This is a genomic window from Flavobacterium cryoconiti (assembly GCF_048158645.1).
In the GTDB taxonomy this organism is placed as follows: domain Bacteria; phylum Bacteroidota; class Bacteroidia; order Flavobacteriales; family Flavobacteriaceae; genus Flavobacterium; species Flavobacterium cryoconiti.
In genome coordinates this window covers 156603-183566 of sequence record NZ_JBLNKW010000010.1, presented here as the reverse complement: position 1 = coordinate 183566, position 26964 = coordinate 156603, and the positions used below count along the sequence as shown (strand labels likewise).

At 32.0% G+C, this 26964-nt stretch carries 25 protein-coding genes and 1 tRNA gene; 10 read left to right on the top strand and 16 right to left on the bottom strand.

Translation table 11 applies throughout. From position 1 onward, the window contains the following. Positions 1-2: 2 nt before the first annotated feature. On the bottom strand, positions 3-1391 hold the full coding sequence (locus ACM55H_RS14865; RefSeq protein WP_416837262.1) for a dipeptidase: 1389 nt from the start codon (positions 1389-1391) through the stop codon (positions 3-5). 106 nt (positions 1392-1497) lie between these two features. On the opposite strand from ACM55H_RS14865, the gene ACM55H_RS14860 reads away from it, so the two are divergent. The 4 genes from ACM55H_RS14860 (at position 1498) to ACM55H_RS14845 (ending at position 4438) form a co-directional block, all read left to right on the top strand. Further along, a tRNA-Leu gene (locus ACM55H_RS14860) sits at positions 1498-1579 on the top strand. A 264-nt stretch (positions 1580-1843) separates the two neighbouring features. Further along, on the top strand, positions 1844-2659 hold the full coding sequence (locus ACM55H_RS14855; RefSeq protein ID WP_416837261.1) for a hypothetical protein: 816 nt from the start codon (positions 1844-1846) through the stop codon (positions 2657-2659). An 87-nt stretch (positions 2660-2746) separates the two neighbouring features. Continuing rightward, on the top strand, positions 2747-3022 hold the full coding sequence (locus ACM55H_RS14850) for a helix-turn-helix domain-containing protein (protein ID WP_416837260.1): 276 nt from the start codon (positions 2747-2749) through the stop codon (positions 3020-3022). Positions 3023-3031: 9 nt separating this feature from the next. Next, the gene (locus ACM55H_RS14845) at positions 3032-4438 is read left to right on the top strand and encodes a hypothetical protein (protein WP_416837259.1); all 1407 of its coding nucleotides are present in this window, start codon (positions 3032-3034) and stop codon (positions 4436-4438) included. 154 nt (positions 4439-4592) lie between these two features. Here the strand turns inward: ACM55H_RS14845 and ACM55H_RS14840 are convergent, their stop codons facing one another. Beyond that, positions 4593-4841, bottom strand: a complete 249-nt coding sequence (locus ACM55H_RS14840; protein WP_416837258.1) for a helix-turn-helix domain-containing protein — start codon at positions 4839-4841, stop codon at positions 4593-4595. Positions 4842-5064: 223 nt separating this feature from the next. Here ACM55H_RS14840 and ACM55H_RS14835 point away from each other — a divergent pair, with 223 nt between their 5' ends. From ACM55H_RS14835 to ACM55H_RS14820, 4 genes are all read left to right on the top strand, one after another. Further along, entirely contained in the window at positions 5065-5478 is a 414-nt protein-coding gene (locus tag ACM55H_RS14835) for a lipocalin family protein (RefSeq protein ID WP_416837257.1), read from the top strand. 179 nt (positions 5479-5657) lie between these two features. Next, a complete protein-coding gene (locus tag ACM55H_RS14830) occupies positions 5658-6047 on the top strand; it encodes a hypothetical protein (RefSeq protein ID WP_416837256.1) in 390 nt (129 codons plus the stop codon). Between the two features lie 2 nt (positions 6048-6049). Then, positions 6050-6433, top strand: coding sequence for a hypothetical protein (locus ACM55H_RS14825; RefSeq protein WP_416837255.1), 384 nt, complete (start codon positions 6050-6052; stop codon positions 6431-6433). A gap of 94 nt (positions 6434-6527) precedes the next feature. Then, entirely contained in the window at positions 6528-7928 is a 1401-nt protein-coding gene (locus ACM55H_RS14820) for a retropepsin-like aspartic protease family protein (RefSeq protein ID WP_416837254.1), read from the top strand. 561 nt (positions 7929-8489) lie between these two features. On the opposite strand, the gene ACM55H_RS14815 is transcribed toward ACM55H_RS14820, so the two are convergent. From ACM55H_RS14815 to ACM55H_RS14770, 10 genes are all read right to left on the bottom strand, one after another. After that, entirely contained in the window at positions 8490-9584 is a 1095-nt protein-coding gene (locus tag ACM55H_RS14815) for a Fic family protein (RefSeq protein ID WP_416837253.1), read from the bottom strand. Then, a complete protein-coding gene (locus ACM55H_RS14810; RefSeq protein WP_416837251.1) occupies positions 9577-10959 on the bottom strand; it encodes a phage integrase SAM-like domain-containing protein in 1383 nt (460 codons plus the stop codon). Before ACM55H_RS14810 ends, ACM55H_RS14815 begins: the two co-directional genes overlap by 8 nt. 365 nt (positions 10960-11324) lie before the next feature. After that, positions 11325-11687 carry a nuclear transport factor 2 family protein gene (locus ACM55H_RS14805; protein WP_416837250.1) on the bottom strand — a complete coding sequence of 121 codons (363 nt, stop codon included), beginning with the start codon at positions 11685-11687 and terminating at the stop codon, positions 11325-11327. A gap of 86 nt (positions 11688-11773) precedes the next feature. Then, positions 11774-12682, bottom strand: coding sequence for a pseudouridine synthase (locus tag ACM55H_RS14800; protein WP_416837249.1), 909 nt, complete (start codon positions 12680-12682; stop codon positions 11774-11776). 271 nt (positions 12683-12953) lie between these two features. After that, a complete protein-coding gene (locus ACM55H_RS14795) occupies positions 12954-13910 on the bottom strand; it encodes a geranylgeranylglycerol-phosphate geranylgeranyltransferase (RefSeq protein ID WP_416837248.1) in 957 nt (318 codons plus the stop codon). Between the two features lie 225 nt (positions 13911-14135). Beyond that, entirely contained in the window at positions 14136-14549 is a 414-nt protein-coding gene (locus tag ACM55H_RS14790) for a response regulator (RefSeq protein WP_416837246.1), read from the bottom strand. Further along, positions 14539-15966: a sensor histidine kinase gene (locus tag ACM55H_RS14785; RefSeq protein ID WP_416837244.1), complete on the bottom strand. Its 1428-nt coding sequence runs from the start codon at positions 15964-15966 to the stop codon at positions 14539-14541. Before ACM55H_RS14785 ends, ACM55H_RS14790 begins: the two co-directional genes overlap by 11 nt. A 368-nt stretch (positions 15967-16334) precedes the next feature. Beyond that, positions 16335-17273 (bottom strand): mevalonate kinase family protein, encoded by a 939-nt coding sequence (locus ACM55H_RS14780; RefSeq protein WP_416837242.1) that lies wholly within the window; start codon positions 17271-17273, stop codon positions 16335-16337. Positions 17274-17329: 56 nt separating this feature from the next. After that, positions 17330-17524, bottom strand: a complete 195-nt coding sequence (locus tag ACM55H_RS14775) for a hypothetical protein (RefSeq protein WP_416837241.1) — start codon at positions 17522-17524, stop codon at positions 17330-17332. Positions 17525-17565: 41 nt separating this feature from the next. Next, complete coding sequence (locus tag ACM55H_RS14770) at positions 17566-18648, bottom strand: diphosphomevalonate decarboxylase (RefSeq protein ID WP_416837239.1); 1083 nt, start codon at positions 18646-18648, stop codon at positions 17566-17568. A gap of 220 nt (positions 18649-18868) precedes the next feature. On the opposite strand from ACM55H_RS14770, the gene ACM55H_RS14765 reads away from it, so the two are divergent. Continuing rightward, positions 18869-19345, top strand: coding sequence for a TspO/MBR family protein (locus ACM55H_RS14765; RefSeq protein ID WP_416837238.1), 477 nt, complete (start codon positions 18869-18871; stop codon positions 19343-19345). Positions 19346-19412: 67 nt separating this feature from the next. Here ACM55H_RS14765 and ACM55H_RS14760 read toward each other — a convergent pair whose 3' ends face one another. From ACM55H_RS14760 to ACM55H_RS14750, 3 genes are all read right to left on the bottom strand, one after another. After that, positions 19413-20153, bottom strand: a complete 741-nt coding sequence (locus ACM55H_RS14760) for a hypothetical protein (protein ID WP_416837237.1) — start codon at positions 20151-20153, stop codon at positions 19413-19415. Positions 20154-20343: 190 nt separating this feature from the next. After that, positions 20344-21552 (bottom strand): BaiN/RdsA family NAD(P)/FAD-dependent oxidoreductase, encoded by a 1209-nt coding sequence (locus tag ACM55H_RS14755; protein ID WP_416837236.1) that lies wholly within the window; start codon positions 21550-21552, stop codon positions 20344-20346. Next, complete coding sequence (locus tag ACM55H_RS14750) at positions 21549-22256, bottom strand: glycerophosphodiester phosphodiesterase (RefSeq protein WP_416837235.1); 708 nt, start codon at positions 22254-22256, stop codon at positions 21549-21551. Before ACM55H_RS14750 ends, ACM55H_RS14755 begins: the two co-directional genes overlap by 4 nt. Positions 22257-22417: 161 nt before the next feature. On the opposite strand from ACM55H_RS14750, the gene ACM55H_RS14745 reads away from it, so the two are divergent. Then, positions 22418-25126: a M16 family metallopeptidase gene (locus ACM55H_RS14745; RefSeq protein WP_416837234.1), complete on the top strand. Its 2709-nt coding sequence runs from the start codon at positions 22418-22420 to the stop codon at positions 25124-25126. 75 nt (positions 25127-25201) lie between these two features. Here the strand turns inward: ACM55H_RS14745 and ACM55H_RS14740 are convergent, their stop codons facing one another. Then, positions 25202-26869, bottom strand: a complete 1668-nt coding sequence (locus tag ACM55H_RS14740) for an alpha-amylase family glycosyl hydrolase (RefSeq protein ID WP_416837233.1) — start codon at positions 26867-26869, stop codon at positions 25202-25204. Positions 26870-26964 lie beyond the last annotated feature (95 nt).

Below are 26964 nucleotides of genomic sequence, written 5' to 3'. Positions count from 1 at the left end.
TGCTACTTGCTCAATTCCACAAAATATTTATAAAACAACGGAATAGTTTCAATTCCTTTCAAATAATTGAATATTCCAAAATGTTCGTTTGGAGAATGAATGGCATCGCTGTCCAGACCAAATCCCATTAGGATGGTTTTGCTTTTCAGTTCTTTCTCAAATAAGGCTACTATAGGAATACTTCCTCCGGAACGCACTGGAATTGCAGGAATTCCAAAAGTCTCGGTATATGCCATATTTGCGGCTTTATAGCCTATGCTGTCTATTGGTGTCACATACCCTTGTCCGCCATGATGTGGTTTTACTTTTACGGTAACGCCGGCTGGAGCAATGCTGATAAAATGTTTGGTGAACAGTTCGGTGATTTCTTCCCAATCTTGGTTAGGGACTAATCGCATCGAGATTTTGGCGAAAGCCTTACTCGCAATTACCGTTTTAGCTCCTTCACCAGTGTAACCTCCCCAGATTCCGTTAACGTCTAGTGTAGGGCGAATCGAATTTCTTTCATTGGTTACATATCCTTTTTCGCCATAAACATCATTTAAGTCGAGTGCTTTTTTATAATCGTCTAAATTGAAAGGCGCTTTGGCCATTTCGGCTCTTTCTTCAAGAGATAATTCCTGAACTTTATCATAAAAGCCCGGAATGGTAATGTGATTGTCATCATCATGCAGCGAAGCAATCATTTTTGCCAAAATGTTGATGGGATTGGCCACCGCACCACCATACAAGCCGGAATGCAAATCACGATTAGGCCCCGTAACTTCAACTTCTACATAACTTAATCCACGTAAGCCAGTCGTAATGGAAGGTTGTTGATTTGAAATCATTCCCGTATCAGAAATTAAAATCACATCGTTTTTTAGTTTTTCTTGATTGCGTTCCACAAACCAACTCAAGCTTTTGGAACCCACTTCTTCTTCGCCTTCAATCATGAATTTTACATTGCAAGGCAAAGTATTGGATTGAACCATGTATTCCAATGCTTTTACGTGCATGTACATTTGACCTTTATCATCACAAGATCCTCGGGCAAAAATGGCACCTTCAGGATGAATTTCGGTTTTTTTGATGACGGGTTCAAATGGGGGGGAGGTCCATAATTCCATTGGATCTGGTGGTTGTACATCATAATGGCCATAAACTAGAACTGTAGGAAGTGATTTATCAATAATTTTTTCACCGTAAACAATTGGGTAACCTGGTGTGTCGCAAATCTCAACAAAATCGCAGCCTGCTTTTTCTAAACTTACTTTTACGGCCTCAGCGGTGTCGATAACATCTTGAGAATAAGCAGTGTCGGCACTTACGGATGGGATTTTCAATAATTCAATTAATTCGTTTATGAAACGATCTTTGTGTTGTTGAACGTATGATTTTATATTTTCCATTATTGATTTTGTTTATATTTCAAAAGTACAAAAAAGAGTATGAATATTTTTTGTGAAATTTACTTTGAAAATTGGAAGTTATGTTTATCTTTGCACCCACAATTGCGCGGATATGGTGAAATTGGTAGACATGCCAGACTTAGGATCTGGTGCCGTAAGGCGTGTAGGTTCGAGTCCTATTATCCGCACTTAAAACCCTGACTATTATGTAGTTAGGGTTTTTTTATTTTTACTCTAGCCAGTATTTAGTCAGTAACTTTCAAAAGACTAAATGATTATTGTTTTTTTGGACTTCAGAAATCCAATGTTGTTCTCTTTTTTAAGACCTAATTTACTTGGGATGTAAATTTCATTCCGTTTACTTTTTTAACTTTGGTATAGTTTTCCGACTTCTACAACAAAAAAGGACTACAAAATTAACATTATTAAGAACCACTTCTAACAATTAACAAATGATACCAACAGAATTTAAAGTAACAAGAAGTATAAATGATAAATATAGTCGTAATATTTATGAAATGACCCAAGGCTGGGATTTTGATGATTACAGGTTTGGTGTTTATGAATTTGAAGACACAATTAATCCTGATACTGGAAATTCCTATGGTTATGATATAGTAACAAATTTTGAGAAGGAGTATGATAAAAACATAGAGGAGGGGAATTACTTTATTGGTTGTCCATTTAGTATATATAAATCAACATATTCTAAAAGATTAGAGAATTTTATTAATGATAATGTTAAAGACTTATACGATGAATCTCATTTTGTAAAAACGGAATTGAGGGATACTTTAGAATATAATGTTGATTCAATATTGGAAAGGGAAATCAGTGCACAGTTAAATAAGTCAATTTTCAGAAGAAAGGAGTTTCTGATTGATAAATTGGAATCATTAGGCTTTATTTTTAGAGTACTGAAAGATAAGTATGGAAAAATAATAAGTGTTTCTAAAAAAGGAACTAAAAAGGTGATTGAGCAAGAACCTGCTTTAGATTTAAGTGACACAAGTCTGGCTGAAAAAATCATTTATTTAAAGTTGTTAGGTGTATACGATTATTTAGTCTCCAAAGAACCGTTTAATATGTCTAAAAATGCTTTAGCAACTATAATTAGTGCATTAACGGGCGGGAAAGCCACCTCTGTACAATCAGCAATAAATCCAATTGACAATGATAGTGTTAGTCAGAAAAACAATCCATTAGAGAATGGTAAAAAGATTTTAGCAATCAAGTTGAAATTAGATGATTTAGGATTCAAATTATAAGATTCAACGTCATTCAATTTATTTAGGGAATCCCTAATTATTACCTAAAGTTCCTTGTACCCAGAATTTAATTTAAAACATTTTATTATGGGAACATTACAACTTATTGAGGTAACACCTCAACAGCTACAAGAAGAGATTCTAAAAGGAATTAAAACGTATTTAAAAGAGTTTGCGGGACTTTTTCAAGCAACCCCGAAAGAAGAGTACTTGACCAGAGAAGAGACGGCTAAACTCTTAAAAGTAGACCTCAGTACATTATGGCATTGGAATAAAAATGGGGTGCTGACTCCTTATGGTATTTCAAATAGGGTCTACTACAAAAGGTCAGACATCGATAAAGCAATGGTGAAACTTAATTAGTATAATTAGATGAAATCATTTGCAGTATTGACACCAGAGGGATTGGACATTGAAGGTTTAGTAAACGGCCATTCTCAAAATCTTGACCCAGACTATTTGAAATATTTAATCCATTTGGTATTAAGTAAGATAGCTTATGCTCATCAGGAAAAAGATTCTGACAAGCCAATCAACTTTTCAGCTGTTAAAAAAATTTATACGCCAATTCATTCAAAAAATCTACTTGTAGCACATACAAAACATAAAAAGCACATGGATTTCTTGAGGTCTGATATCCTCTGTGTTACAAGAAGAAAAAGCCAAACAATATTTGAAGAAAGTAAATTAAGTGTTTTGCATAGTAATCGGTATGTGGTAGGTGAAAAACCATTTAGTTATAAGTTGAATCCTGTTTTTCTAAAACAGCGTCTTAAGGTGGAATATATAACAAGCCCTAAACTTATAAAGAAAGTTAAAGATTCCGTAACAATTTTGCCCAGTGTAGTAAGAAACGGAAAATATAGATTTTTAGGTAAGTATTTTGATGAAGATAAGTTAAAAGTCAATTTTGATGAAGCAGTATGTTTTTGTGAAGAAAGATATACAGAGCATAAAGACTATGCTAAATATGTTAATGAGCTTAATCAATTGGTTGATTTAAAAAATGGTTGTTATAAGATTTATAATGTTCCTGAATCAGATGGGAGATTACATTCCAATATTACCAAATTGCCTAAGGTTTATAGACGGTTTTTAACTTACGATGGCAAAAGACTGGTTGAAGTGGATTTGAGCAGTTCTATTATCTATTTTATAGCTATCTTAATTAATAATCATATTAAAGTAGATAATATTAATATCAGTTTCCCTATTAAAAGTTACTATCTACTAATGTTTGCAAAAACTCTCGAAAGCCTTGATGTGATTGAGAAGCAGCTGTTAGAGGGGAAATGTGTGTCGGGTGAATTCTATGAATTGTTTATTAATGATTTTAAAAGTTGTTTTACATTTTGTAACTTAAAAAGAATGTATAAATCGGTTTCTAATGATGAATTTAATGGTTCGTATCAACAGATTCGTAAAATTGCTAAAAAATATTTGTTGGCGATGATTTTTGCAGATGTAAAAAGTTATAAAAAAGTTCAAGGTCTATTTCGAGCAAAATTTCCAAATCTATTAGATGTGTTGATTTTGTTTAAGAAAAAGTTTGGATACGAGTCGTTGTCTTATCTTTTGTTTCAGATGGAATCTTGTTTGATGTTGGATAAAGTGGCTAAAAAGTTTAATGCCAAATATTATCGAGTAGCTCCAATATTTAGTTTGCATGATTGTTTGATAACCACAGTAGATTACGAAAGTCAATTAGAATTAATCTTGAAAGGAGTTTTTAAGGAAGAGTTTGATGTTGCTCCAAGAGTTGGAACAGCTTACTGGTGATTGCTTAATAAAAAAAAACACTAAACTTTTTAAATAGAGTTTAGTGTTTTTTATACATGCTAATTTGTGCTCTTAAAAAATCTATTAGGCAGTTTTATTTAAGTAACTAAAACATTGAAACTTGTTTGAGCAACTTTTAAATAAAAAACAAATGTTATTTTGTTTTCACAAAATTAAACAACTCCTCGACACTTACATTTAGTGACTTTGCAATTTTTAACATTGTGGTAATTTTCATCTCTTGCTTTCCTTTAATGTATTTCCTTAGGTTTTCAACGTCCATATCAGCATCATGAGCCACCTCTCTAGTCTTTAAACCTTTCTCTTTAATTATCTCCTCAATACGTTTGCCTAAAAGTACAATTTCTGGGCTCATTTCTGATTTACGAATTCTTTTTTCCATACTTGGAAAAGTACTTTCGTCTGATTAAATAAATAGGATTGAATATGTCAGGTTGTATTCAACCGTTTTTATATATTTGTAAAAATTATATTATTTTGTGCATCAATGAGGGAAACCGTAAAATTAATCAAAACCCCATAATTACTTTTGAAATAGTTCTTTTAAAAAACATTACTTTTTATTCAAAAATGACTTTGAAACAGATATTTAAAACTTTATTAAAATGAAAATATTAAAAAAATTAGCCTTATGCTTAATCAGCATTGTAATCTTAACTGCTTGCTCAACCGATGAGAATATTAACGCAGAAACTGAATCTGCTGATTTGATTGGTTCTTGGAATGTTACATCAAGTAAATTAAATAGTAATACTGTGACTTCCTATAATAAAATTACATTTACCTCCAATAATAGAGCGACATTTCTCTATAAGGGGGCTGGAAATAATGGTCAAGATATTACGGATACATGTAGTTGGACTATAAAAGGTGATGTCCTAACAATTACTTGGGATTCAGCAGATGCAGGCTTGGAAGTTTATAAGCTCAATGTTATTGAATTTACAGCTACAAAGCTTAAATGGAGTACCGTGATTAGTGGAGAGGGAACTTTAATAGAGGAACTAGCCAAAACCTAAAGAAAGGTTATGAGAGTTGTTTTATATTTATCATTGAATGTGAAATTTTTACGATTTTAAGGTTGCTTTTGTTTTCATTTTAAAGATTTTAACATCATTACGAACTGCTAATTAGCAGTAGCAACTTGCTAAAACAAGTAAAGGTGCTAAGTCAATGAGCCTAAAACTAAGGAAAAATTATGTTTAAAATACCTCAATTTATTTCCAAATTCAAGACCGATTTAAAAACAAAAAAGGCTAAAAAAAATCTGTTTAAGATTTATTTGGACTTAGATTTCCAGTTTTATAGTGTCGATTTTGACGAACTCGAAGCAGTTAATTATGTACATGAAGAGAAAGAGTTATACGACCAAAGTATCTCAGGTATTACGACTTTTTTAAAGTTTCAAAAACCCAACGGAAAGGATTATGAATTTTACCCTGATATATTTTACTCGAAATTGAAGGCTAATCAAAAATATGCTGTTATCACCTATTCTTTTTCGGGAGCTTATTCTACAAGAGTAGTTGCTATAGTGCAAAACCTAAGACTCGGTAAAATAGAAATATTTAAATATACCAGAGAATAGCAATGGAAACAAAATCAATACAAACCTTTTCGGCAGTCATAACACTTGGATTACAAATAGGGTATAGCGAAGACTCTTACAGTAAAGAATATTTGATTAATGAGCTTCAAGAGTATCAAAAGCAAAGAATTGATGAATCAGGTGTTTATTTAAGTGCATCTGTCACCGAGTGCGATATTGTTTTAAGTGGTCAAAATGAAAAACATTTAAAATTAGAATTTATAAACTACCCCAAATTCCCTTTGGAAGTTGAGGTGTTTAAAAAAGAAATTATAAAATTAGGCTCTCATTTACTTCATAAAATGAAACAAAATAGAACAGTAATTGTATTTCCTGATGAAACAATTATGTTGGAAATTGATGAAGCAATTGACCCAAGAATTTAAAAAAAAGAATAAGAAAAGAAGATAGCAAAAGTACCGTGCTTTTCTTTTATATAAATTTAAACTCCACTTTTGGTATTGGGTGACATTATTAACTATGAATAAAATTATTACAACAATTCTAATGTTAGTTAGTGGTATGAGTATTGCTCAAACAACAATTTTGATGAATGAGGTAAACGGAGTTTATTACGTGCCTTGTGAGGTAAATGGTATAAAGATGAATTTTATTTTTGATACTGGAGCATCAAATGTATCAATATCAAAAACAGAGGCAGAGTTTTTAATTAAGCAAAAACTATTAACTAAAGAAGATTTTATTGGACGGGTTAATTATCGAATTGCAGACGGTTCTATAAAGGATGGTATAGAAGTTAGATTAAAAGAAATTAAGATAAAGGATTTAATTCTGAAAGATGTTACAGCTACTATTGTTTCTGAAAGTTCAGCACCTTTGCTTTTAGGTCAATCAGCACTTTCAAAATTAGGAAAGTTTGAAGTTGACAGAAATGTTTTAAAAATTTATCCGAATAATTCAAGAAACGACTTTGCATTTTTAGGTATAGACTTAACCAAAAGGGTTGAAGATTTTGGTTTAAGTGGAGTTAATTTAGACCAAGCAAAACCTTTATATCCTGCTCCATTTGAAATCTGTAAAATATCTAAGAATCATTTTTTGAAGGAAATTGATTTTGACAAGCAAAGAGTTGTATTTGATAAAAAGGGAAATATTGCAATGATAATGCTTCAAAAAGAACTATATGAGGGTACTTACGGGAATGAAATTAAAGCAAAGGAACTATTTGAAAAGATTAAAAACTTGATTTCAGATTTATATGGTAAAAATGATGAGGAAGATGAGGAAATGATTGGGTTTGCTAAGTGGTCTTCTGTTAAATATGAAATTGCAGTAAATCAAAAATCTGATAATACTTCAATAGAGTTAGTTTACGTCCCAAAAATTACACTTAATGACAATTCTATTAGTGTAAGTCGTGCTGACAAGCCAGTTGATGAAAAACTAAACACAGATGTAAAACTAGAAAAAATCGTGCAGAAAATGATTGATACTGGGGAGTCTGAGGATAAAATAGCAAAGATCATAAAGGGATTTGACCAATCAAGAGAAGAGTTTGCTAAAATATTAACTGGAACTCTAAATAATGAGAAGTATCAAATTGAATGTTTGACATACAAAGGATTATTAGTTGTGAAGATTAAAAAAAGGTTCTATGATGACAAGCCAGAAGATTATGTGTTAAGTCCTTTTATGCGAAATTTAGCTTATGATTTATTTTATGAGGCTAGAAAATATAAAGGCTTTACTGAAAAATTAAAAACATTGTTTGAAGGTGTAGTTTTTCAAAATGATTTTACTTTTAACGATGAAGTAAAATATGAAGTAAACTTAGGTATTACTTGTAATGATAATGAAGCTCTTCTTGAATCTATTAATAAGGAAGATTTTAAGAGTTTGCTCTTTACGGTCAAGGATTAAAAATATCAATAAAAAAAATGTAATTATTGCTTTTGGGAGTTATCGTTTTGAATAGTGAACCTGTTTCATGTTTTTTTGAAAAAATAGAGGCATGAAGGACTATGCACAAAGTAGGGGGTTGTTGTTCGAAAAGGAAAATAAGTTTTTAAAGAGGTATCCCCCTTGTCGAAAATGTTTTTTCTTAAAATCTTTTGAAATTTCTATTTTTTTCTTTCACTGGTTGGGGCAATTTGTACCCTGTGTCTGTGGTTTACTTCTGTATAGTAAAACATCTCTTTTAAGTTAGTTCAAATGGATTTTTATTGTGGAATCTCAATGCCTGTATGGGTTGTTGCCAGAATAACAAACTGTCACTTCTTTAAAAAGTAATAAGGTAAATTAAAATACTTTTTTTTACCATAATTGTCATTTATAAATAATCGAAATTTTTATAAACGTTTCTATTTCCATTTTAAATTTCGGCTTTTTTATAAACGTGTTCGAATTTTACCGTTTTTCTAACATAGATTAAAACCTATGTTAGTTTTTGTTGGTTTTTCTAACATTGGTCAATAGCTAATGTTAGTTTTTATTGGTTTCTCTAACATTGCTATTTGTTAAACAGTCAATTAAAGAATTGTTCATATAGTAATTACTGTTTTTTATTTTTACTTTTTCTAACAATCCAATTGATGCAATTTTATCTAAATAAATAGACGCTGTTTGTCTTGCAATACCTAATTCTTTTTCTAAAAATTCGATCTTGGTGTAAGGGTTTTTGAATAAAATATTCAAAAGGTCTTGACTATAAATTTTTGGTAATTCTAGTCTTAGTTTGTCTTTGTAATTCTGCATAAGAACATTGATGTTTGTGATTAAATCAATAGTTTGTATTGCTGTAATCTCAACACTTTTAAGAAAATATAAAATCAAATGTTCCCAGTCGCTTTTAGTTCTAACGTCTTGCAATACTTGATAGTATTCGGCTTTGTTTTGTGTAATGTAACGACTTAAATACAAAATCGGAATATCTAACAACCCTTGCAAAACCAAATAGAGAATGTTTATAATACGTCCAGTACGTCCGTTGCCATCATAAAATGGGTGTATGCTTTCAAATTGATAGTGAATAATTGCCATTTTTATAAGTGGGTCTAAATCTGAAAAATCATTGTCATTTATAAACTTTTCAAGGTTACTCATTAAGTCCAAAACTTCGGTTGCACTTTGTGGTGGAGTGTAAACGGTTTGACCTTGTGAGTTTACTAATTTAGTTCCTGCCTGTGTTCTAAATCCAGCATTGTTTTCTAATAATTCCTTTTGAATAGTTAGAATGTGTTTGTTTAATAAAAGTTGTTCTTTTCGGACAATTTCAAAGCCTAGCTTTAAACCCTGTGCGTAATTGAATACTTCCTTTGTTGCTGGGTTCGTGTGAATTAAGATGTTTTCTTTGTATAAATCATCGTGAGTAGTTACAATGTTTTCTATTTCGCTACTGTCTTTTGCTTCTTGTAAAGTCAAAGTGTTAATCAAAATGCTTTCGTTTGGGATTGTCTTTGATGTTCCTTTGAGTTCGGCTAAATAACGGTGTGACTGTGAAAGTTGTTTTAATATTGCTATTGTTTCAAGTCCTTGAGGTGGTGGTAATGGTGGTAATGTGAAGTTTTCGTTAGTCATTTGTACCGTTTTTTATAACTTTTAGTTGAGGTTGTTTGTTTTTATGTAAATCTTCATAGAAATGTCGGTACAAGTCGGCATTAGAATCCTTGTCCTCACGTTTGTTTATATAAGTTAAAAATAAACTTTCTTTTGAATGACCAGTAATAGTTATTAAAATAGCAGTTGGTATCTTTTTATAATAATTTGTTGCAAAAGAACGTCTAAAACAATGCGATGCCATTAAATCGTATTTGGGAAACATTCCAAGTTCTTTACGATTGGTTTTGGTGTTTAATTTTGTGCCTTTAACTAATGTATCAATTCCAGTCAACTTACAAACTATCTTTATAAAATTATTTAGTTTTTGGTGTTGTGTTTTTTTTGGAAAATGATTTTCTATAATATCTATAACGTGTGGTGCATTAATGCTTATGGTTATATTTTTGTTAGTCTTCTGTTGTATTAGGTCTAAGTAAATGCTTTTGCCTTTATTCCTAATATTTTTCTCTGTGATATTCAACAAATCTCCACCACGTTGTCCAATTTCGCAACCTATTAAAATCCAATTTCTAGCGTTGTTTAGTGTTTCGGGCGTTATGGAAATGTTTTTTGTAAGCTCTGGGTTTTCTTTTTTAAACTCTTTAAGTTTTTCCACATCTGTAAAATCAGCATTTTTTATTTGCTCCAATTCTTCAAAAGATAAAGTTTGTATGAAACGTTCGTTATCGCTTTCTCTAAAATGCTCGATGGTTTTTGAGTATGGCGTTACTGGGATTTCATTTTTATCTGCATCGATGCAAACAGTTTTCAAAATCTCTAATTGTTTACCTGAATAATTAGTAGAGTATTTTTTAGTATTAATGAGCCAGTTTGTGAACTTGTCAACAAATGGTTTTGTAATCTCTATAAACTGAATTTGTTTTTTGATTGTGGTTTGATATTCCGAAACAATGTTTTTGAATAAAGTATAGTTTTTTATTGTGCTTGCACTTAATCCAATTTTAAATCCACCGTTTGTTTTTACTTTGCGAGTGTTTGCATTATCGATAATGTGTTGAATGTGATTAATCAATAAACCAGTGTCGGTTTTTATGACTCTGCCAAAACAATCGTTTATTTGAGTTTCGAGCCAGTATGAATCAATTAAAGTTCCATTTGCTAAATCTTTGTTTAGTTGGTCAAAAATAAAAGTCTCTAATTTGTTGAGGTTTGTGTGAGTGTTTTTGTTTTCAGGATTGTTTTGTTTCGGGCGGTCGGTAGTTGTGCTCCAATCTTTAGGGTTTATTGTAAAACCTGTTTTTTTCTTAAGCGAGACAAATTGGCTTATTGAAACACGTATATAGATTTGTGCGTTTTCGGATTTACTCTGAAGTAAAAATTTAATTTTTGCCATGATTCGAATGTTTTGATATTCAAATCTAAGACAATAATTCGAAGAAAAAAAATTCTAGTCAGTATTTAGTCAGTAATTAGTCAGTCTTGTTCAATAACGTTCAATTTCATTCAATAAATAATTATTTGTGTTAAGTGCTATTATTGTTGAATTTGTTGGTATTTTTGTTCTTTTTTTAATGTTTTTAAGGGGAGTTGTAAATCAATGAATTGTACTAATAGGCGTGTAGGTTCGAGTCCTATTATCCGCACCAAAAAAGCTTCTCAATCGAGAAGCTTTTTTTATTTAAATGCAATAGTTATAAAAAATAAAATCCCATTTGGCCAAAAAGCTAATGGGATTTCTATTTTATTTAAAGTCGGTTTTTATCCGTGATATACTCGGGAAGCAATTATTTTATTTTCCTTTATGTCTAATACTTCTGCAACAAGCATATCTTCTTCTCCATTCACGGTTCTGACATATTCCATAAAAACACGGTCGCCGTTTGCGGTAAGTGATTTCACTTTATAGTTCAAACTTGGTAAACGCTCAAAAGCATCTTGCCACCATTCTCGTAACGCATCTTTACCCGTAACAAAACCATTAGTGTCAGGTTTGTATATTTTTAGTTTTGGACTAAAATGCACGGCATCTTCATCGTACAAAGACAATAGTTTTTCTAACTCTTTATTATTAAAAGTTTCAAACCATTTAAAAGCAATTGATTGTAGTTTTTCGGGTGTCATACTAATTTAGGATTGAATTTTTAATTAAAAAAATCCCATTTCGCTTTATGCGAAAGGGATTTCATTTTTATAATTTCAAAGAAATATTAAACGTTCTTCAAATTGATAATTTCTTGTTCAGTAAGCAATCTCCAGTTTCCTCTTGGCAAATTCTTTTTGGTTAAACCTGCAAAAGAAACTCTGTCAATACGCAATACATCATAGCTAAAGTGTTCAAAAATAGAACGAACCACTTTTACATTAGACGATCTTAATTGTAAACCAATTTCACTTTTTGCTTCACCATCAATATAGCTTACATCTTCCACAAAAACGCGGTGTCCATCAAGAGTTAACCCCTTGTTTATCTTTTCTAAATCTTCATATTTCAAGTTTTTGTCTAATGAAACTTGGTATATTTTAGATGATTTTTGGCTTGGTAAAGTAAACTTACGAATCATATCTGTATCGTTCGTAAACAATAATAATCCAGTCGTATTCTTATCCATTCTCCCAACAGCGCCAATTTTTGCTGTAGTAGAACCTTTTACCAGTTCCAATACATTACGATACTCCTGACCTTCGTCGATGGCAGTCGTAAAGTTTTTAGGCTTGTTCAGTAAGATGTACACTTTTTTCTCCGGTGTCAAAGTTGAACCGTCAAAATTCACAACATCTCCAGGCTTCACCATATATCCCATTTCGGTAACAGGAATCCCGTTTACTTTCACAGTCCCGGATTGAATATAAATATCCGCATCACGACGCGAGCACGCACCAGAATTAGCGATGTATTTATTCAAACGAATCTCGTCTTTTACTTTCGGTCTCTTTGGTGCTTGATTTGGTTTTTTCTCTACTTTATCAGTAGCGATATCGGCAACTTTAGTATTTACTTTAACTTTTTTCGGCCCTTGAGCGCGCTTCTGCATGGCAGGTTTTGGCTTATTCGAACTTGGTCGTGAGCTATTCGCTCTTGGACCACTTTTCTTATTATTGCCTTCCTTGTTATTCATAATATTCCAATAATTTGTGCAAAGATACTATTTATATAGTTGACAATCAATAAGAGCCAATTATAAAAACGCTAACTATCTAGTTAATAAGCTGATTAATATCTTTTAGGTAGTCTTTTTTGGAGCTATTTCCCGCTTTCCACTCTATCTTTTTCTTTTTAAAGAAAAAAGAAAAAGGATGCCGTTGTAATCGGGGCTAACCTAATGGAGAAATTTGGGAGCTTTTTTAGGAAATTGATTCCCTTTTTTATAATTCTCACGAAAGAGAAATCTAAATCATCATCAACAATCTTTTTCCGTGCCACAAAACGCTTGGATTGATAAGAACAATACAAAATACTCCAGCCACAATAAGGAATTTCAAGACATTGTGGAGTAACAAAAATTGTGATTTGGTGTTAGATTTCCACAAATAAAGCAAGAAAAAAATCAAGACAATAAGACAGGAATAAAAATAGATATCCATATACCCTACATCGTAAATTTCGATTAAAACATAAACGGGTAATACCGTCAGAATAGTTAAAATAGTAATCGTTTTTTTTGATGTTTCTTCACCATAAACTATCGGAATCGTTTTATAATCATTGGCTAAATCACCTTTTAGATTTTCTAAATCCTTAATCATTTCCCTAATAAGAAGTAATAGAAATAAAAAAGTGGCATGAGCAAAAATTACTGCAAATTGACTTTTGTAACTCTCAATTTCATAGAAAGGAATTTTAGTGTAAAAATACAATAATATCGCAAAAAAAGGTAAAACTGCCAGTAATGCAGCCATTAGGTTGCCAATAATTGGGTATTTTTTTATTTTATGAGAATAAAACCAAATCAGGAAAATATAAACCGAAAAGAATAAAAAAGCACGCCACGAAACAAACATCGTTATTAGGGCAACGATGAAATTTAGGCTGAAATAAACACTTAGTTTTGTTTTTTGACTTACCAGTCGGTCGAGCATCGATTTATTGGGGCGATTGATTAAATCTTTTTGGCTGTCGTAAAAATTATTGATTATATACCCGGAAGCAATGGTAAGCGAGGAAGCAAAGACAATTAAGAATAAAGGAAAATCAAGTATAATAGTCAAAGCTCTTATCTCAGGAGCGAGAATAAATATCGCCGAAAGGTATTGCGCCAAAATTATAATTGGAATGTTATACCCTCTAACCACAGAGAACAAACTTGCAATTTTCATTATAAGAAGCTTGTGCTGTCTGCTTAACATTTTTTATTAAAAGTTTTTATCAAGTTTTACAAGGTTGTAATTATAGTAAACTTGCTTATTTATTTTCAAATTTAGGATTTTGTTTTTAAAATCAACTTGATTTTTTCACAAAAAAATACACGAGAATTCTTCTAAGATGATATTACTGATAAATTTGCTGAATTAAGAGTATTTCTTAGCTGTAAATAGGCGAGAATTTTGATTTTATCGGATTCAAAATATTGATTAGGCTGTTTTTGAAGATGAGTCAGGATAAATCATTTCGCTAAATTCCTTAACGGGCAAAGGTTTGCTTAAAAGATGTTGTACATATTTATTGCTTTTTGCTCGTGTAATATCATTAGGGTCTAATGTAGATGAAAGCATGAAGATTTGAATTTCTTTTTTCAATTCTTCAGGTAGTATTTCATATTCCGAAAGGAACTCGAATCCATCCATTTCTGGCATTTTTATATCCAATAAAATAATTAGAGATTCTTCAGAATTCCTTTTATAATTGTTAAGCCATTCAATTCCTTGTTTGCCATTATTAGCAGTACATATTTCACTTATACCGAGTGTTTTTTTTAGTAATTGTTTGGTGATAATTTGATCAATTATATTGTCGTCAATTATCAAAATTTTATAATTAGGCTTCATATTCTTTCGGTATTGTTACTATAAATGTACTTCCAATATTCATTGCCGAATCGACTGTTATATATCCATTAAGATTTTCAACAGCTTCTTTTACCAAGTAAAGACCTAATCCAGAACCTTTATTGTTGTTATTAGTTACAAAAAACATTTCAAAAATTTTGAACTGATATTCGGTATTAATTCCGATGCCATTATCTTCAATTTCTATTTTGTAAAATTCTCCCATGGTATATGTTTTAATTGAAATATACCTTTTTTCTTTTTTTTCGTCAGAATACTTAATGGCATTTGACAATAAATTATTTAAAATAATTTTTAATCTCAAGCCATCACTATGCAATTCATCAACGGATAATTCTTTTTTGATGGCGATTCCATCCGTACCCTTAATATATTGATGTTGAGTAATGATCTCATCTATGATTTTATTTAAACTGACGGGACCAATGGCTACTTTTTTTCTTTTATTTCTAGAATAATCTATTATTTCTTTTATAAATTCATCTTGCTTATCAAGGCTTTCATGCATTAAGTCTAAATAATACCTAATTTGATCTAAATCATCCTCTAGTCTTACGATTTCTATTAATCCTTTTAGTGACAAGATAGGAGAGCGCAAATCATGTGAAGCGCTATACACAAATTTGTCAAGTTCGGTATTGGCGATGATTAAATTTTTATTTTTATCGTCTGTTTCATCTTTAGAGCGTCTTAGCCTGTTAATCATGACGGAGTAGTAAATACTTACGCTGCCTATGATCACCAAAGTAAAAAATATATTGGTTAAAAGAAGATAGGTTTTAATTAAACGTGTACCCTCACCAAGTGCATCAGAGAAATTACGTTCGTTTTTTGTTAATTTATCAGTAATGATATTGATCTGTTGGAAAATTTTTTGCTTGTTTTCTGGTTTTAAATTATTGGCACTTATTTTTTTGTGAGAGTCATTTCCAATTGATTCTAATTGAGCAATTAAATAATCGCCTTTTTGCCATTCATTAATCGCTTTTGCTAAAAAGGGAACGGAATGAAAATATCTAAATAACCAAATTATATCATCCAGATCTTTCTCATTATTTCTCCCAGCTCTAAATCCATTTTTGATGGTCTCAGTAGTGTCATCATTTGTCAAGCCGATTCGTGCAATTTTATCTCCTTTAGGAACACTTAATTCTTCATTGAATAATTTCCACTGAATTGGGTCTTTAGTAAAAAGATAGGTTATAAGGTGGCGGGTTGCATCTTTTTGTCCTTTAGAATAATGGGATTCTCCATTTACATACGCTCTGGATGCCGATAAAATTTTAATGGTTAGATAGTTGATGACTATCAACGAAGAACAAGACAAAATCACTATAATCAGAGGAATGAATATATTGCGAAGCTTAAAATTTCCAATAAATTTACTTTCAGACATATTATTCTTTTTGTAAATAGAAGTGCAAAAAAAATCAGATGTTTAAAGATAGGATGTTTTAATTGAAAATGTAGGAGTTTTTTTAATTTTATTTAATAATAAATTTTATTAAGAATGATATAAACCATTGCTTTTAAGTAGTTATCAAGAAAGTATAATTTCTATAAATTTTATTATTATCGAGATGATTTGAGAATATGTATTTGTACCAAAAAATAAATAATTGGGTATTGCATAACAAATCAAATTGCTTAGAAATGATAATTGTGGTGTAAGCTTCTAACAGAGAACAAACTAATAATTTTCATTATAAAAAGCTTGTGCAATTTGCTTAACTTATGAAAGTTAAGTTTAAGTATTGGAGTTTTTTAAAACTGATAAACGACTTCCAGTTTGTAATCTTTCAACGATATTTTGGCTTTCTCTAAATTTTCAGTAAAACCTAATATATAGCCACCACCGCCTGAACCGCATAATTTCAAGTAATAGTCATTGCTGTCAATTCCTTGTTGCCAGATTCCGTGAAATTGTTCTGGAATCATTGGTTTGAAGTTGTTCAAAACCACTTTTGATAATTTCTTAGTGTTCATGAACAATGATTTCATATCACCGCCAAGGAAATTTTCCACACAGGCATCCGTATGTTTTACAAATTGATTTTTCAACATGGTACGAAATCCTTTGTCTTTTAGGTTTTCCATGAAAATATTCACCATCGGAGCCGTTTCGCCTACAATTCCTGAATCTAACAAAAATACAGCACCTTTTCCATTTAAACTTTGTGTTGGAATTCCGGTAGCTTCAATGTTATCTTTAGAATTGATAAGAATTGGAATACTCAAATAACTGTTTAAAGGGTCTAAACCAGAACTTTTTCCGTGGAAAAAACTCTCCATTTGAGAAAATATATTTTTTAATTGCAATAATTTTTCACGAGTCAAATTCTCCAGGACCGTGATTTTATTTTGTGCGTATTTATCGTAAATAGCTGCTACAAGAGCCCCGCTACTTCCTACACCATAACCTTGTGGAATGCTGGAATCAAAATACATTCCAGTTTCAACATCATTTTTTAAAGTAGCTAAATCAAAAGTAACTAAGTTGGGTTGCTCGTTTTGTAACGTTTCCAAATAAGTAACAAAACGTCTCAAATTTCCATTTGATTTTATGGCTTCATCAGATGGATTCTCCTCTCTTTTAAGCGCACCATTATAAAAATTATAAGGAATTGACAATCCTTTTGAGTCACGAATAATTCCGTATTCTCCAAAGAGTAATATTTTTGAGTAAAATAAAGGTCCTTTCATATTAGATTGTAAATTAGCAATTTGGGGTTGATAATTAGGTGTTTTAGTAGGTAATTTTATAAATCGACTTTATCTCCGCGATTTGCTTCTTGTATTCCAAGATCAATTTCTTCTTGTTCTTCAGGAGATAATTCTTTCCAAATATCTTTTTTTTCTGATTTGAAAATGTTTTTTATAGCTTCGATTATGGCTTTGTCATTAGTTTCTAATAACAATTTAATCAATTCTAATTTCTCTGATTGAATGTCCATAATTTCATCGCTTTAAAAATTAAAGATAGGGAAAAAATAAACTAATTCAACAAAGCTCCATTTCCAATTTCGTCGCAAAGGTACTGACCATTTTGGCAATAGCCAACTAATTCGTCCTTAATAAATTGTAAAACGGTAACCGCTACATTTTCAGGATATAAAACGTGAACATTTGCTCCTGCATCCAGCGTGAAGCAAACCGGAATTTTGGTCTCGTTTCTAAATTTCCAAATCGCATTAATGATTTCCAACGTGTTTGGTTTCATCAATATAAAATAAGGCATCGAGGTCATCATCATGGCATGCAAAGTCAAAGCTTCACTTTCCACAATTTTGATGAATTCTTCCAGATTTCCGCTTTCAAAAATGGTAATTAATGTATCTAAATTTTCGTGCGCTTGTGCAAATCGCCTTTCGGCAAAAGGATGGTTGTGCATCAAATCGTGTCCAACAGTACTCGAAACTTGTTTTTCGCCTTTGTCAACTAACAAAATCGTATCTTGAAAATTCTTAAAATTAGCATGAATGGCATTTGGAAATTCAATGCCAAATAAATCAGAACTTCCTGAGATATTGGCATGATTTCCCCAAACCACTATACTTCCTTTTACACTTCTACAAGCGCTACCGGAACCTAAACGTGCTAATAAAGAAGCTTTTTGATAGAAATAGGCTGAAGTCATTTCAGGATTTAATGCTTTTTCTAAACTCATCAAGTTCATCGCCAATGCCGCCATTCCTGAAGCGGATGAAGCAATTCCCGAACTGTGCGGAAACGTATTCTCCGTATCGATTGTAAAATGGTAATCTTTCAAAAACGGTAAATAGATTTCAATTCGCTCCAAGAATTTTTGGATTTTTGGTTTGAAGTCTTCTTTTGGTTTTCCTTCAAAAAGTAAATCAAAGGAGAAGGTACCATCATTTTGTTTTTTGGCGAAAGCCAACTTGGTAATGGTTTTACAGTTATTCAATGTAAAACTAACGGATGGATTAGCAGGAATTTGATTGTCCTTTTTGCCCCAATATTTTACAAGGGCAATATTGCTGGGCGCGCTCCATTGGAAATTTCCCTTTTCAACGGAATGTGTATATTTTGATGGAATAAAATCGTTTGCTGAAATCATGAACTTAAAAATTTACGCAAAGATACTTTTTTTGGTTTATTTGTTAATTTGTTTATCTGGTTAATCGTTAGAAAGATTTAAGTAAATTTGACCGATAAAAATTTACCATAGAAGTTATATAAGTCCATTTAAGGGTTTTTGTTATTAAACTTATATTTTCTTTAGTCTCTTATATGGTTAAAAAAAATATCCTGTTTCAAAAATTTTTAAAAACATAAAAATGAATAAGATTACCCGAATATTAGCTATTGTTGTTACTTGTCTTGCGATTGGTTATTTCTCCGGAATGGTTACTCGTTCAGCAATTACAACATGGTATCCTACTCTAGTCAAACCAAGTTTTAATCCGCCCAACTGGGTTTTTGCACCGGTTTGGAGCATGTTGTATATTATGATGGGCGTTGCTGCAGGTTTAGTTTGGAACCGAATTGATTTTGAAAAAGAAGCGGTTAAAAAAGCCTTAATTTTCTTTACGATTCAATTAGCATTAAATGCTTTGTGGTCCTATTTATTCTTTGGATTACACAATCCAATGTTAGCAGGTTTAGAAATTATTATTTTGTGGCTGATGATTTATGAAACTTATATTCAGTTTGCTAAAATCAATAAAATTGCAGGTTATTTGTTCCTTCCGTATTTGGCTTGGGTAAGTTTTGCAGCTGTTTTAAATGGAAGTATTTGGTGGCTGAATAAATAGTCGACAGTTTTCAATCGCAGTAATCAGTTTATCTCTTGATGAGAAAACTAAATTATTTTTTTTAATCTTATAGCTTCTTAAATTCAATATTCTTGGCAGATAAAAAATCCATTATGCTGAGTACATTATGATGTTCTATTAGTAATTTTGATTTAGGATCTGCATCACAAAATTGAAGAAACAGGTCTATTTCATCTGGTTTTAATTTTAAGTTTTCAAGATAAAATTTCTTATCACAGCTGCTTTTTGCCAATGCTGTAAAATCAATTTCAGGAACAGTTTTTTTGATTTTTTCTTTTTCTTTTGCGAATAAGCCTATAATCATGCCGCCAATTCGCATTAAATCCATTCCGTTTTCAATGGTTCCATTGTTAATTCCAAGGATTTTTGGTTTACGTACTGCTTTTTCTAGAGCTAATTGATCTAGCTTTCCTTGTTCATACCCTTTATCTGTACTTAACTGAATTGAAGGCATTTTTGTAATTACGACTTCCTTTAACTCTTCGGGTTTAAGGGTTAATGAAATAATGAGATTTTTGTTGTTGATGGTTTTTTGATTCACCATAATTTTTTTGATATCATGGTTTTTTGAAACAAAAAAGAGTTCGTCTCCCGCTTTTACCAATATAGAAAATTCTCCCGATGCATTTGTAATGGTAGTTTTTTTAGAACTAAAATTAGCAACTTCGACTTTTCCGACAGGAAATTTTTCATACAAAACGGTACCGTTAATTAATTTTTCGGTTTGTGAAAAACTAGATTGAACTGCAAAAAATAGTAATGGAAGAGAAAGGTAGATTTTTGTCATTCGTAATATTTTGATTACAAACATATTCAAATCATTCTGTGAAAATGAAAACAGAATAATAAATTCATGTTAATCAAACACTAAAGTTCTCTTAATTAAAGTCTTGTGGTATAATAAGGTTAGGTTTAAATTACTTTGTAGAATGGGATAAAGTATTAATTGTTAACTGTTTTTAAAAAGGAACTTTGGTCTAAACGGCATTCGCCACAATGAATCCGCTCGTCCATGCATTTTGGAAATTGAATCCGCCTGTAATCGCATCAATATTCACAATTTCACCAGCAAAATAAAGGTTCTCATGAAGCTTGCTTTCCATAGTTTTGAAGTTGATTTCCTTTAAATCGACTCCGCCTGCAGTTACAAATTCTTCTTTAAAGGTGCTTTTTCCATTCACTTGAAAAGTACCATTCGTTAATTGATTCGCAAGATTTTGCAATTGAATTTTAGATAAATCAGCCCATTTAGTTTCTGATTCAATTCCGGAAGCGAGTACTAAACTTTCCCATAACCGATTGGTTAATTCGAATGGTGATTTTTTAGAAACCGATTTTTTGGCGTGTTCTTGTTTTAATTCTTTTAATTTTTTCTCTACATCTTCTTTGTCAGCATCATTCAGCCAATTCACGAAAATAGTGAACTGATAATTTTTGTCATGTAAGATTCGGGCACCCCAAGCTGATAATTTCAAAATTGCCGGACCGCTCATTCCCCAGTGGGTAATTAACAAAGGTCCAGTTGATATGAGTTTAGTGTCTTTTACTTTTACAGTTACTTGTGCTACAACTCCAGGTAATTCTTTTATTCTGGAATCTTTGATGTTGAAAGTGAATAGGGAAGGAACTGGGCTGACAACAGCATGTCCAAAACTCTGTAGCATTTCCCATACTTTAGGATTGCTGCCTGTGGCTAGAATTAGTTTTTCGGCAAGATAATTTTCACTTTGGGTTTCTATTTTCCATAAAGTGTCTTTTTTAAAAATGGATTGTACACTTTGTCCAGTAAGTACGGCTATTCCCAGTTTTTGTGTAGCTTTCAGGAAACAATCAATTATGGTTTGTGAGGAATTAGAAACTGGAAACATACGTCCATCAGGCTCAATTTTTAATTCTACACCATGTTTCTCAAACCATTCAATGGTATCACCAGAACAAAACTGATGAAAAGGACCTCGCAATTCTTTTTCGCCACGCGGATAGAACTTCACCAATTCATTTGGTTCAAAACAAGCGTGTGTCACGTTGCATCTTCCACCGCCGGAAATGCGTACTTTGTTTAGTACTTCTGTACCGCGTTCCAGAATGGCTACTTTTAACTTCGGATTTTTTTCTACAATATTGATTGCCGTAAAAAATCCTGCTGCGCCGCCGCCTACTATTATTATATCGAAATTTTGATTCATATTCTATTTGGGAAATCGGTAATAATTCCGTTTACGTTAAATGCTTTTATTTTTTGAATGTCCTCTATTTCATTTATGGTCCAAGGAAAAACCTGAAATCCTTTTTCCTGCATTTGCGCCGTATTTTCTTTTGTCAATAAGTGAAAATGCGGATGAATGGATTTTGCCTGAATGAATTTGGCGAAAGCCAAAGCCAAGTCTAAATTGGTTTCCGTTAAAACGCCAATGGGAATTTTATCATTTAAAAACGCGATTTGCTGCAAGGCATTCCAATCAAAACTCGAAACTAAGAAACGGTCGTATTTCCACTCTTTTTCAGCAACATACTTTTCTATAAGTGAAACCACTTTCTCTGCTGTATCGTAATTTTTTAGTTCAATATTGATAAAACAGCCTTGGTTTACCAAATCAAATACTTCTTTGAGCGTTGGGATTTGCTGCGCCAGTTCGGCTAAAAGCCCCGGGTCGTGCTTGTTATGAATTCGAAAAGTCTTCAATTCGCGCAAAGATAGTTTATTTACAAAACCTTTTCCATTAGTCGTTCTGTCAATTGTTTCATCATGGATCACCATTAATTCATCATCCGCACTAAGATGTACATCGAGTTCAATCCCATCTAGTTGCATGTCTAATGCTTTTTGGAAAGAAACTAATGTATTTTCCGGTTCATACCCTTTGACGCCTCGATGACCAATCTTTTTCATAGAATATTTTTTCAGTACAAAAAAAGAACAATTTTTTAAGTTAAAGCTTTAAAACGGTTGTTTTTTTATAAAAAAAGCAATTGTTTAATGAAAGAAAAATAGGATATTTACATAAAAAATTTAAAAATAATCTTTTTAAATTAACTTAAATAGAACCATTTATGAAAAATAGTATTTTATCAATTTTTTTTACAGGATTGTTTATAGGGACAAGTTTTGCACAGATACCAAAATTAGTTACCTCAGTTGAAGGAATTAAAGAATATAATTTGCCAAATGGGCTTCAAATTCTTTTGATTCCTGATGCCGCACAATCAAATTTAGTGGTGAATATTGTATATAATGTAGGTTCGAGACACGAAGGTTACGGTGAAACCGGAATGGCGCATTTACTGGAGCATATGTTGTTTAAACGGTCGTCAAAATTCAGTGAAATTAAAAAAGCGATTGCAGATAAAGGAGCAATAGCAAATGGGACTACGTGGTGTGATCGAACAAATTATTATGAAATTCTTCCTGCGACAGACGATAACTTAAATTGGGCTTTAGAAATGGAAGCGGATAGAATGGTAACATCTTCTATTTTACAATCGGATTTAGATACTGAGTTTTCGGTGGTTAGAAATGAATTTGAAATAGGAGAGAATTCTCCTTCCAGTGTTCTGGAAGAAAGGATTATTTCATCGGCTTTTTTATGGCATAATTATGGGAATTCGACGATAGGAAGCAAAGAAGATATCGAAAGAGTTAAGGCATCTTCTCTTAAAAATTTCTACAAAAAATATTATCAACCCAATAATGCGACACTAATTGTCGGAGGGAAATTTGATGAAAAGAAAACATTAGATTTGATTTCAAAATATTTTGCGATTATTCCAAAATCAAAACAAATTATTGAACCAACATATACTGTTGAACCAGCCCAAGATGGAGAGCGTTTTGTTGAGTTAAAAAGAAACGGTGACATTCAGTATGTAGCAATGGCGTATCATACGCCCAGTTTTTCGGACAAAGAATATGCGGCAAACAATGCTTTGATTTCAATTCTTTCAAACAATCCTTCGGGTGTTTTGTATAAAGCTTTGATCGAAACGAAACTTGCAACTAGTGTTTACGGTTATACCAGGACGTTAAGAGATCCCGGTTTTAGTTATTTTCAATGTGAAATCCCGAAAGATAAAGATCTAACAACGGCTCAAAGTGCTTTTCTTCAAACTATGAACGAGGTTCCAAAAATGATATTCACGGACGATGATTTAAAAAGAGCCAAAAATGAATTGTTGAAACAATTTGAAAACACTTACAATAAAACAATCAATTTGAGTATTGCATTGACAGAAAATATTGGTGCAGGAGATTGGCGTTTATTCTTTATTGATAGAGATAATGTTGAAAAATTGACACTTGCCGATATTCAAAATGTTGCCAAAAAATATTATTTACAAAGCAACCGAACTTGGGGAAGATTCCTGCCTGAAAATGATACAGAACGTGTAAAAGTAAGTGATACTCCAGATATTGCGGCCCTAACAAAGGGATATAAAGGGAAAGCTTTAGAGATGAATAAGGCTACTTTTGAAACCTCGGTCGCTAATATTTTGAAAACAACAGAAACAGGAAAATTAGTTTCAGGTGGAAAATACGCATTGCTTGAAAAACCTTCAAAAGGGAATAAAATTGAAGCTCGAATTATGCTTCGAATAGGAAATGAGAAAGCACTTGAAGGGAAAAGTCTAATAGCTGACTTAACTGCCAAAATGCTAAAATTAGGTACGAAGACAAGAAGTAAAAGTGATATTAATGACCAATTAGATCAATATAAAATTAATTTGAGTTTACAAGCAACTGTAGATAGAATGTATTTGAGAATGAGTACTGATAAAGAGAATTTAAATAAAGCTTTAATTCTTGTTGATGATATTTTAAGGAATCCATTATTTGATGCTTCTGAATTTGAAAAAATGAAATTAGAAACTAAAAGTGAATTGGAATCCTCCAAAAATGAACCACAATCACTAGCCAATGAAGCTGTGGAAAAAGAAACGGCAGTGTATCCAAAATCGCATCCTTTTTATGTAAAAACAGTTGATGAAGAATTAGCTGAATTAAGTAAAATCACACTGAACGACGTGAAAAAATATTATGAGGATTTCTATAACGGAAATAATAGTATCATTTCATTCGTAGGTGGAATCGATAAAAAAAGTATCAAAGAATTTATGTCTAAAACTTTAGATAATTGGAACTCAAAAGAACTTTATTCAAGAATTGCAACGCAATATTTTGATGTAAAATCGTTGGAAAAGACCATTCAGGTCAATGATAAAACCAATGCTGCTGTTATTGGGAAAATCAATTTGAATATTGGTATGAATGAGTCGGACTATCCGGCTGTTGATATGGCAAATGAATTGCTTGGAGGTGGTTTTCTTTCTTCCAGAATACCACAACGATTGCGGGAAGCTGAGGGGATGAGTTATGGTGCGGGCTCTTTTGTTTCAGGAAGTGGCATTGACAAGACGGGTAGTTGGGGCGTTTACGCTTTCTTTAATCCGTTGTTTAAAGATAAATTAGACAATGCTTTGAAAGACGAAATTCACAAAGCATTGGATAAGGGTTTTACAAAAGTAGAATTTGATGCTTCATTAAAATCTTGGTTGCAACAACGACAAACAATGCTTGGAACCGATGAGTTTTTAGTTAGGCAATTAAGAGAATATTTAGATCAAAATAAAACGTTTACGGATTATTCGGACTATGAAAATAAAGTAAAAGCGTTGGATGTAGATAAAGTAAATGCAGCGTTGAAAAAATATTTCGATATGAAAAAGTTAGTATTAATTTACGCTGGAGATTTTACCAAAAAATAAGGTCTGTTTTTATAAAAAAAAAGGGATTGTCTAAAATTTAGACAATCCCTTTTTTATGAAAATAAAATATAAAGATTACTGATTTTCAATTAATAATAATGAAAAATTAGTGTCAAATGAAACTTTTCCGTCAGAAACAATTCCTGATTTTCCGGAATACGCATCTCTTACTTTGACTCCATCTTTAAAAACGGAACCAACGGAAAGTTCTTTTTTGCCAATTGGTAAATCCAGCCCAATGACTACAGCATCTGAATAATTTCCTTTTGTAAAAGTTCTATTAAAAGTATACGGTTTTGCTGAAATTTGCTTGTGAATTCCTGCTCCAACCGAAGGATGATTTTTTCTGAATTGACCTAATTTTTGCCAATGCAAAAGTGTTTTTTGAGTTTCAGGATTCGTCTTAATATCTTCCCAATTCATAAGCGAACGTAGTGTTGCATCGCCTTGAGTTCCTTCAACTACTAATGAACGCGCAGATTCATCTCCGTAATATACTTGTGAAAGTCCCGGACTCAGTAATAATTTTGTTCCCGCTTCTTTACTTTTGGTGCGTTTTGCATCAAAAGGGCCACCATCATCATGGGAAGATAAATAGTTTAAAACACTGTAACCTTTCAGTTCATTATTCAACTTATCGGAATATTTAGAGAATATGAATTCATAGTCTTTTTGGGCATCCCATTTGAATTCAAAATTGATCATATTATTGAACCCGTTTTTGTAATAGTTTACTTTTTTGTCTCCAAAATCGAAAATTTGTCCGCCACTGATTCCATAATTATACACTTCAGCAATGGTGTAAAAAGAATTGTTATCCAATACTTTTGTAGGGTTGTTTTTCTTCCAATTTTCAAAAGCATAATTGCATTGTGTTTTGAAATCAGCCCAAACAGTTTCGTCAGTGTGTTTTACAGTATCGCCTCTATAACCGTCAATTCCATAATCAGATATATAGTCTGTCAACCATTTGATGATGTAATATTTTGGGGCTCTTGGATATCCTGTACGAGCAAAAAATGCGTCCAATTCTTTCATTTCTTGTTCATAACGACCTTCTTTTTTCCATTTTTCGATTAGAAAAGGAGGTAAAGGCACATTTTGATTGCTCTCTGTTTTTACATCCGGAAGATTCGCCACTAATGTACAAGCAGTTGTATTCGCAAAGGATTTATAATCGCAAGTTGGCCCTGTTCTCACCCAGTCATTTGGCCAAACTGTATCCTCAGTTGTTACTGGTCCGGTATGATTGATAACGCCGTCAAGAACGATTCGGATTCCATGTGCATGTGCTTTTTCTACTAATACAGCTAAATCTTTTTTTGTGCCAAAATTAGGGTCCAAGTTCGTCCAATCTCTGGCCCAATACCCATGAAAACCATAACTTAATCCCGTTCCTTCATCTACGCCATCGTGAATTTGTTCCACTATTGGTGTAAACCAAATGGCATTAATTCCCAGTTCATCAAAATAGCCTTCATCAATTTTTTTCGAAATTCCTTTGATGTCACCGCCTTCAAATCCACGAAGTTTTCCTGCTGTTTTAGTTCTGTTGAATGAAACATCATTTGAGGAATCGCCATTATAGAAACGATCAGTCATAAGAAAATACAGATTGGCTCCTTCCCAAACAAACGGGGTTTTAGTTGCATTTTTGTTACTTTCAGAAACCGTCTTTGTACTGCTACAACTGGTAAAAAGTGTTGTTACTGCTATTAAAATCAGCATTAAATATTTTTTCATTTAGTTGAATTTAATGATTGGTCTTTCGTTAGTTATTTTTTGAAACACATAAGAAATATAAGTTCATTTAAGGTTCCTTAAATGTCTTATAGGAT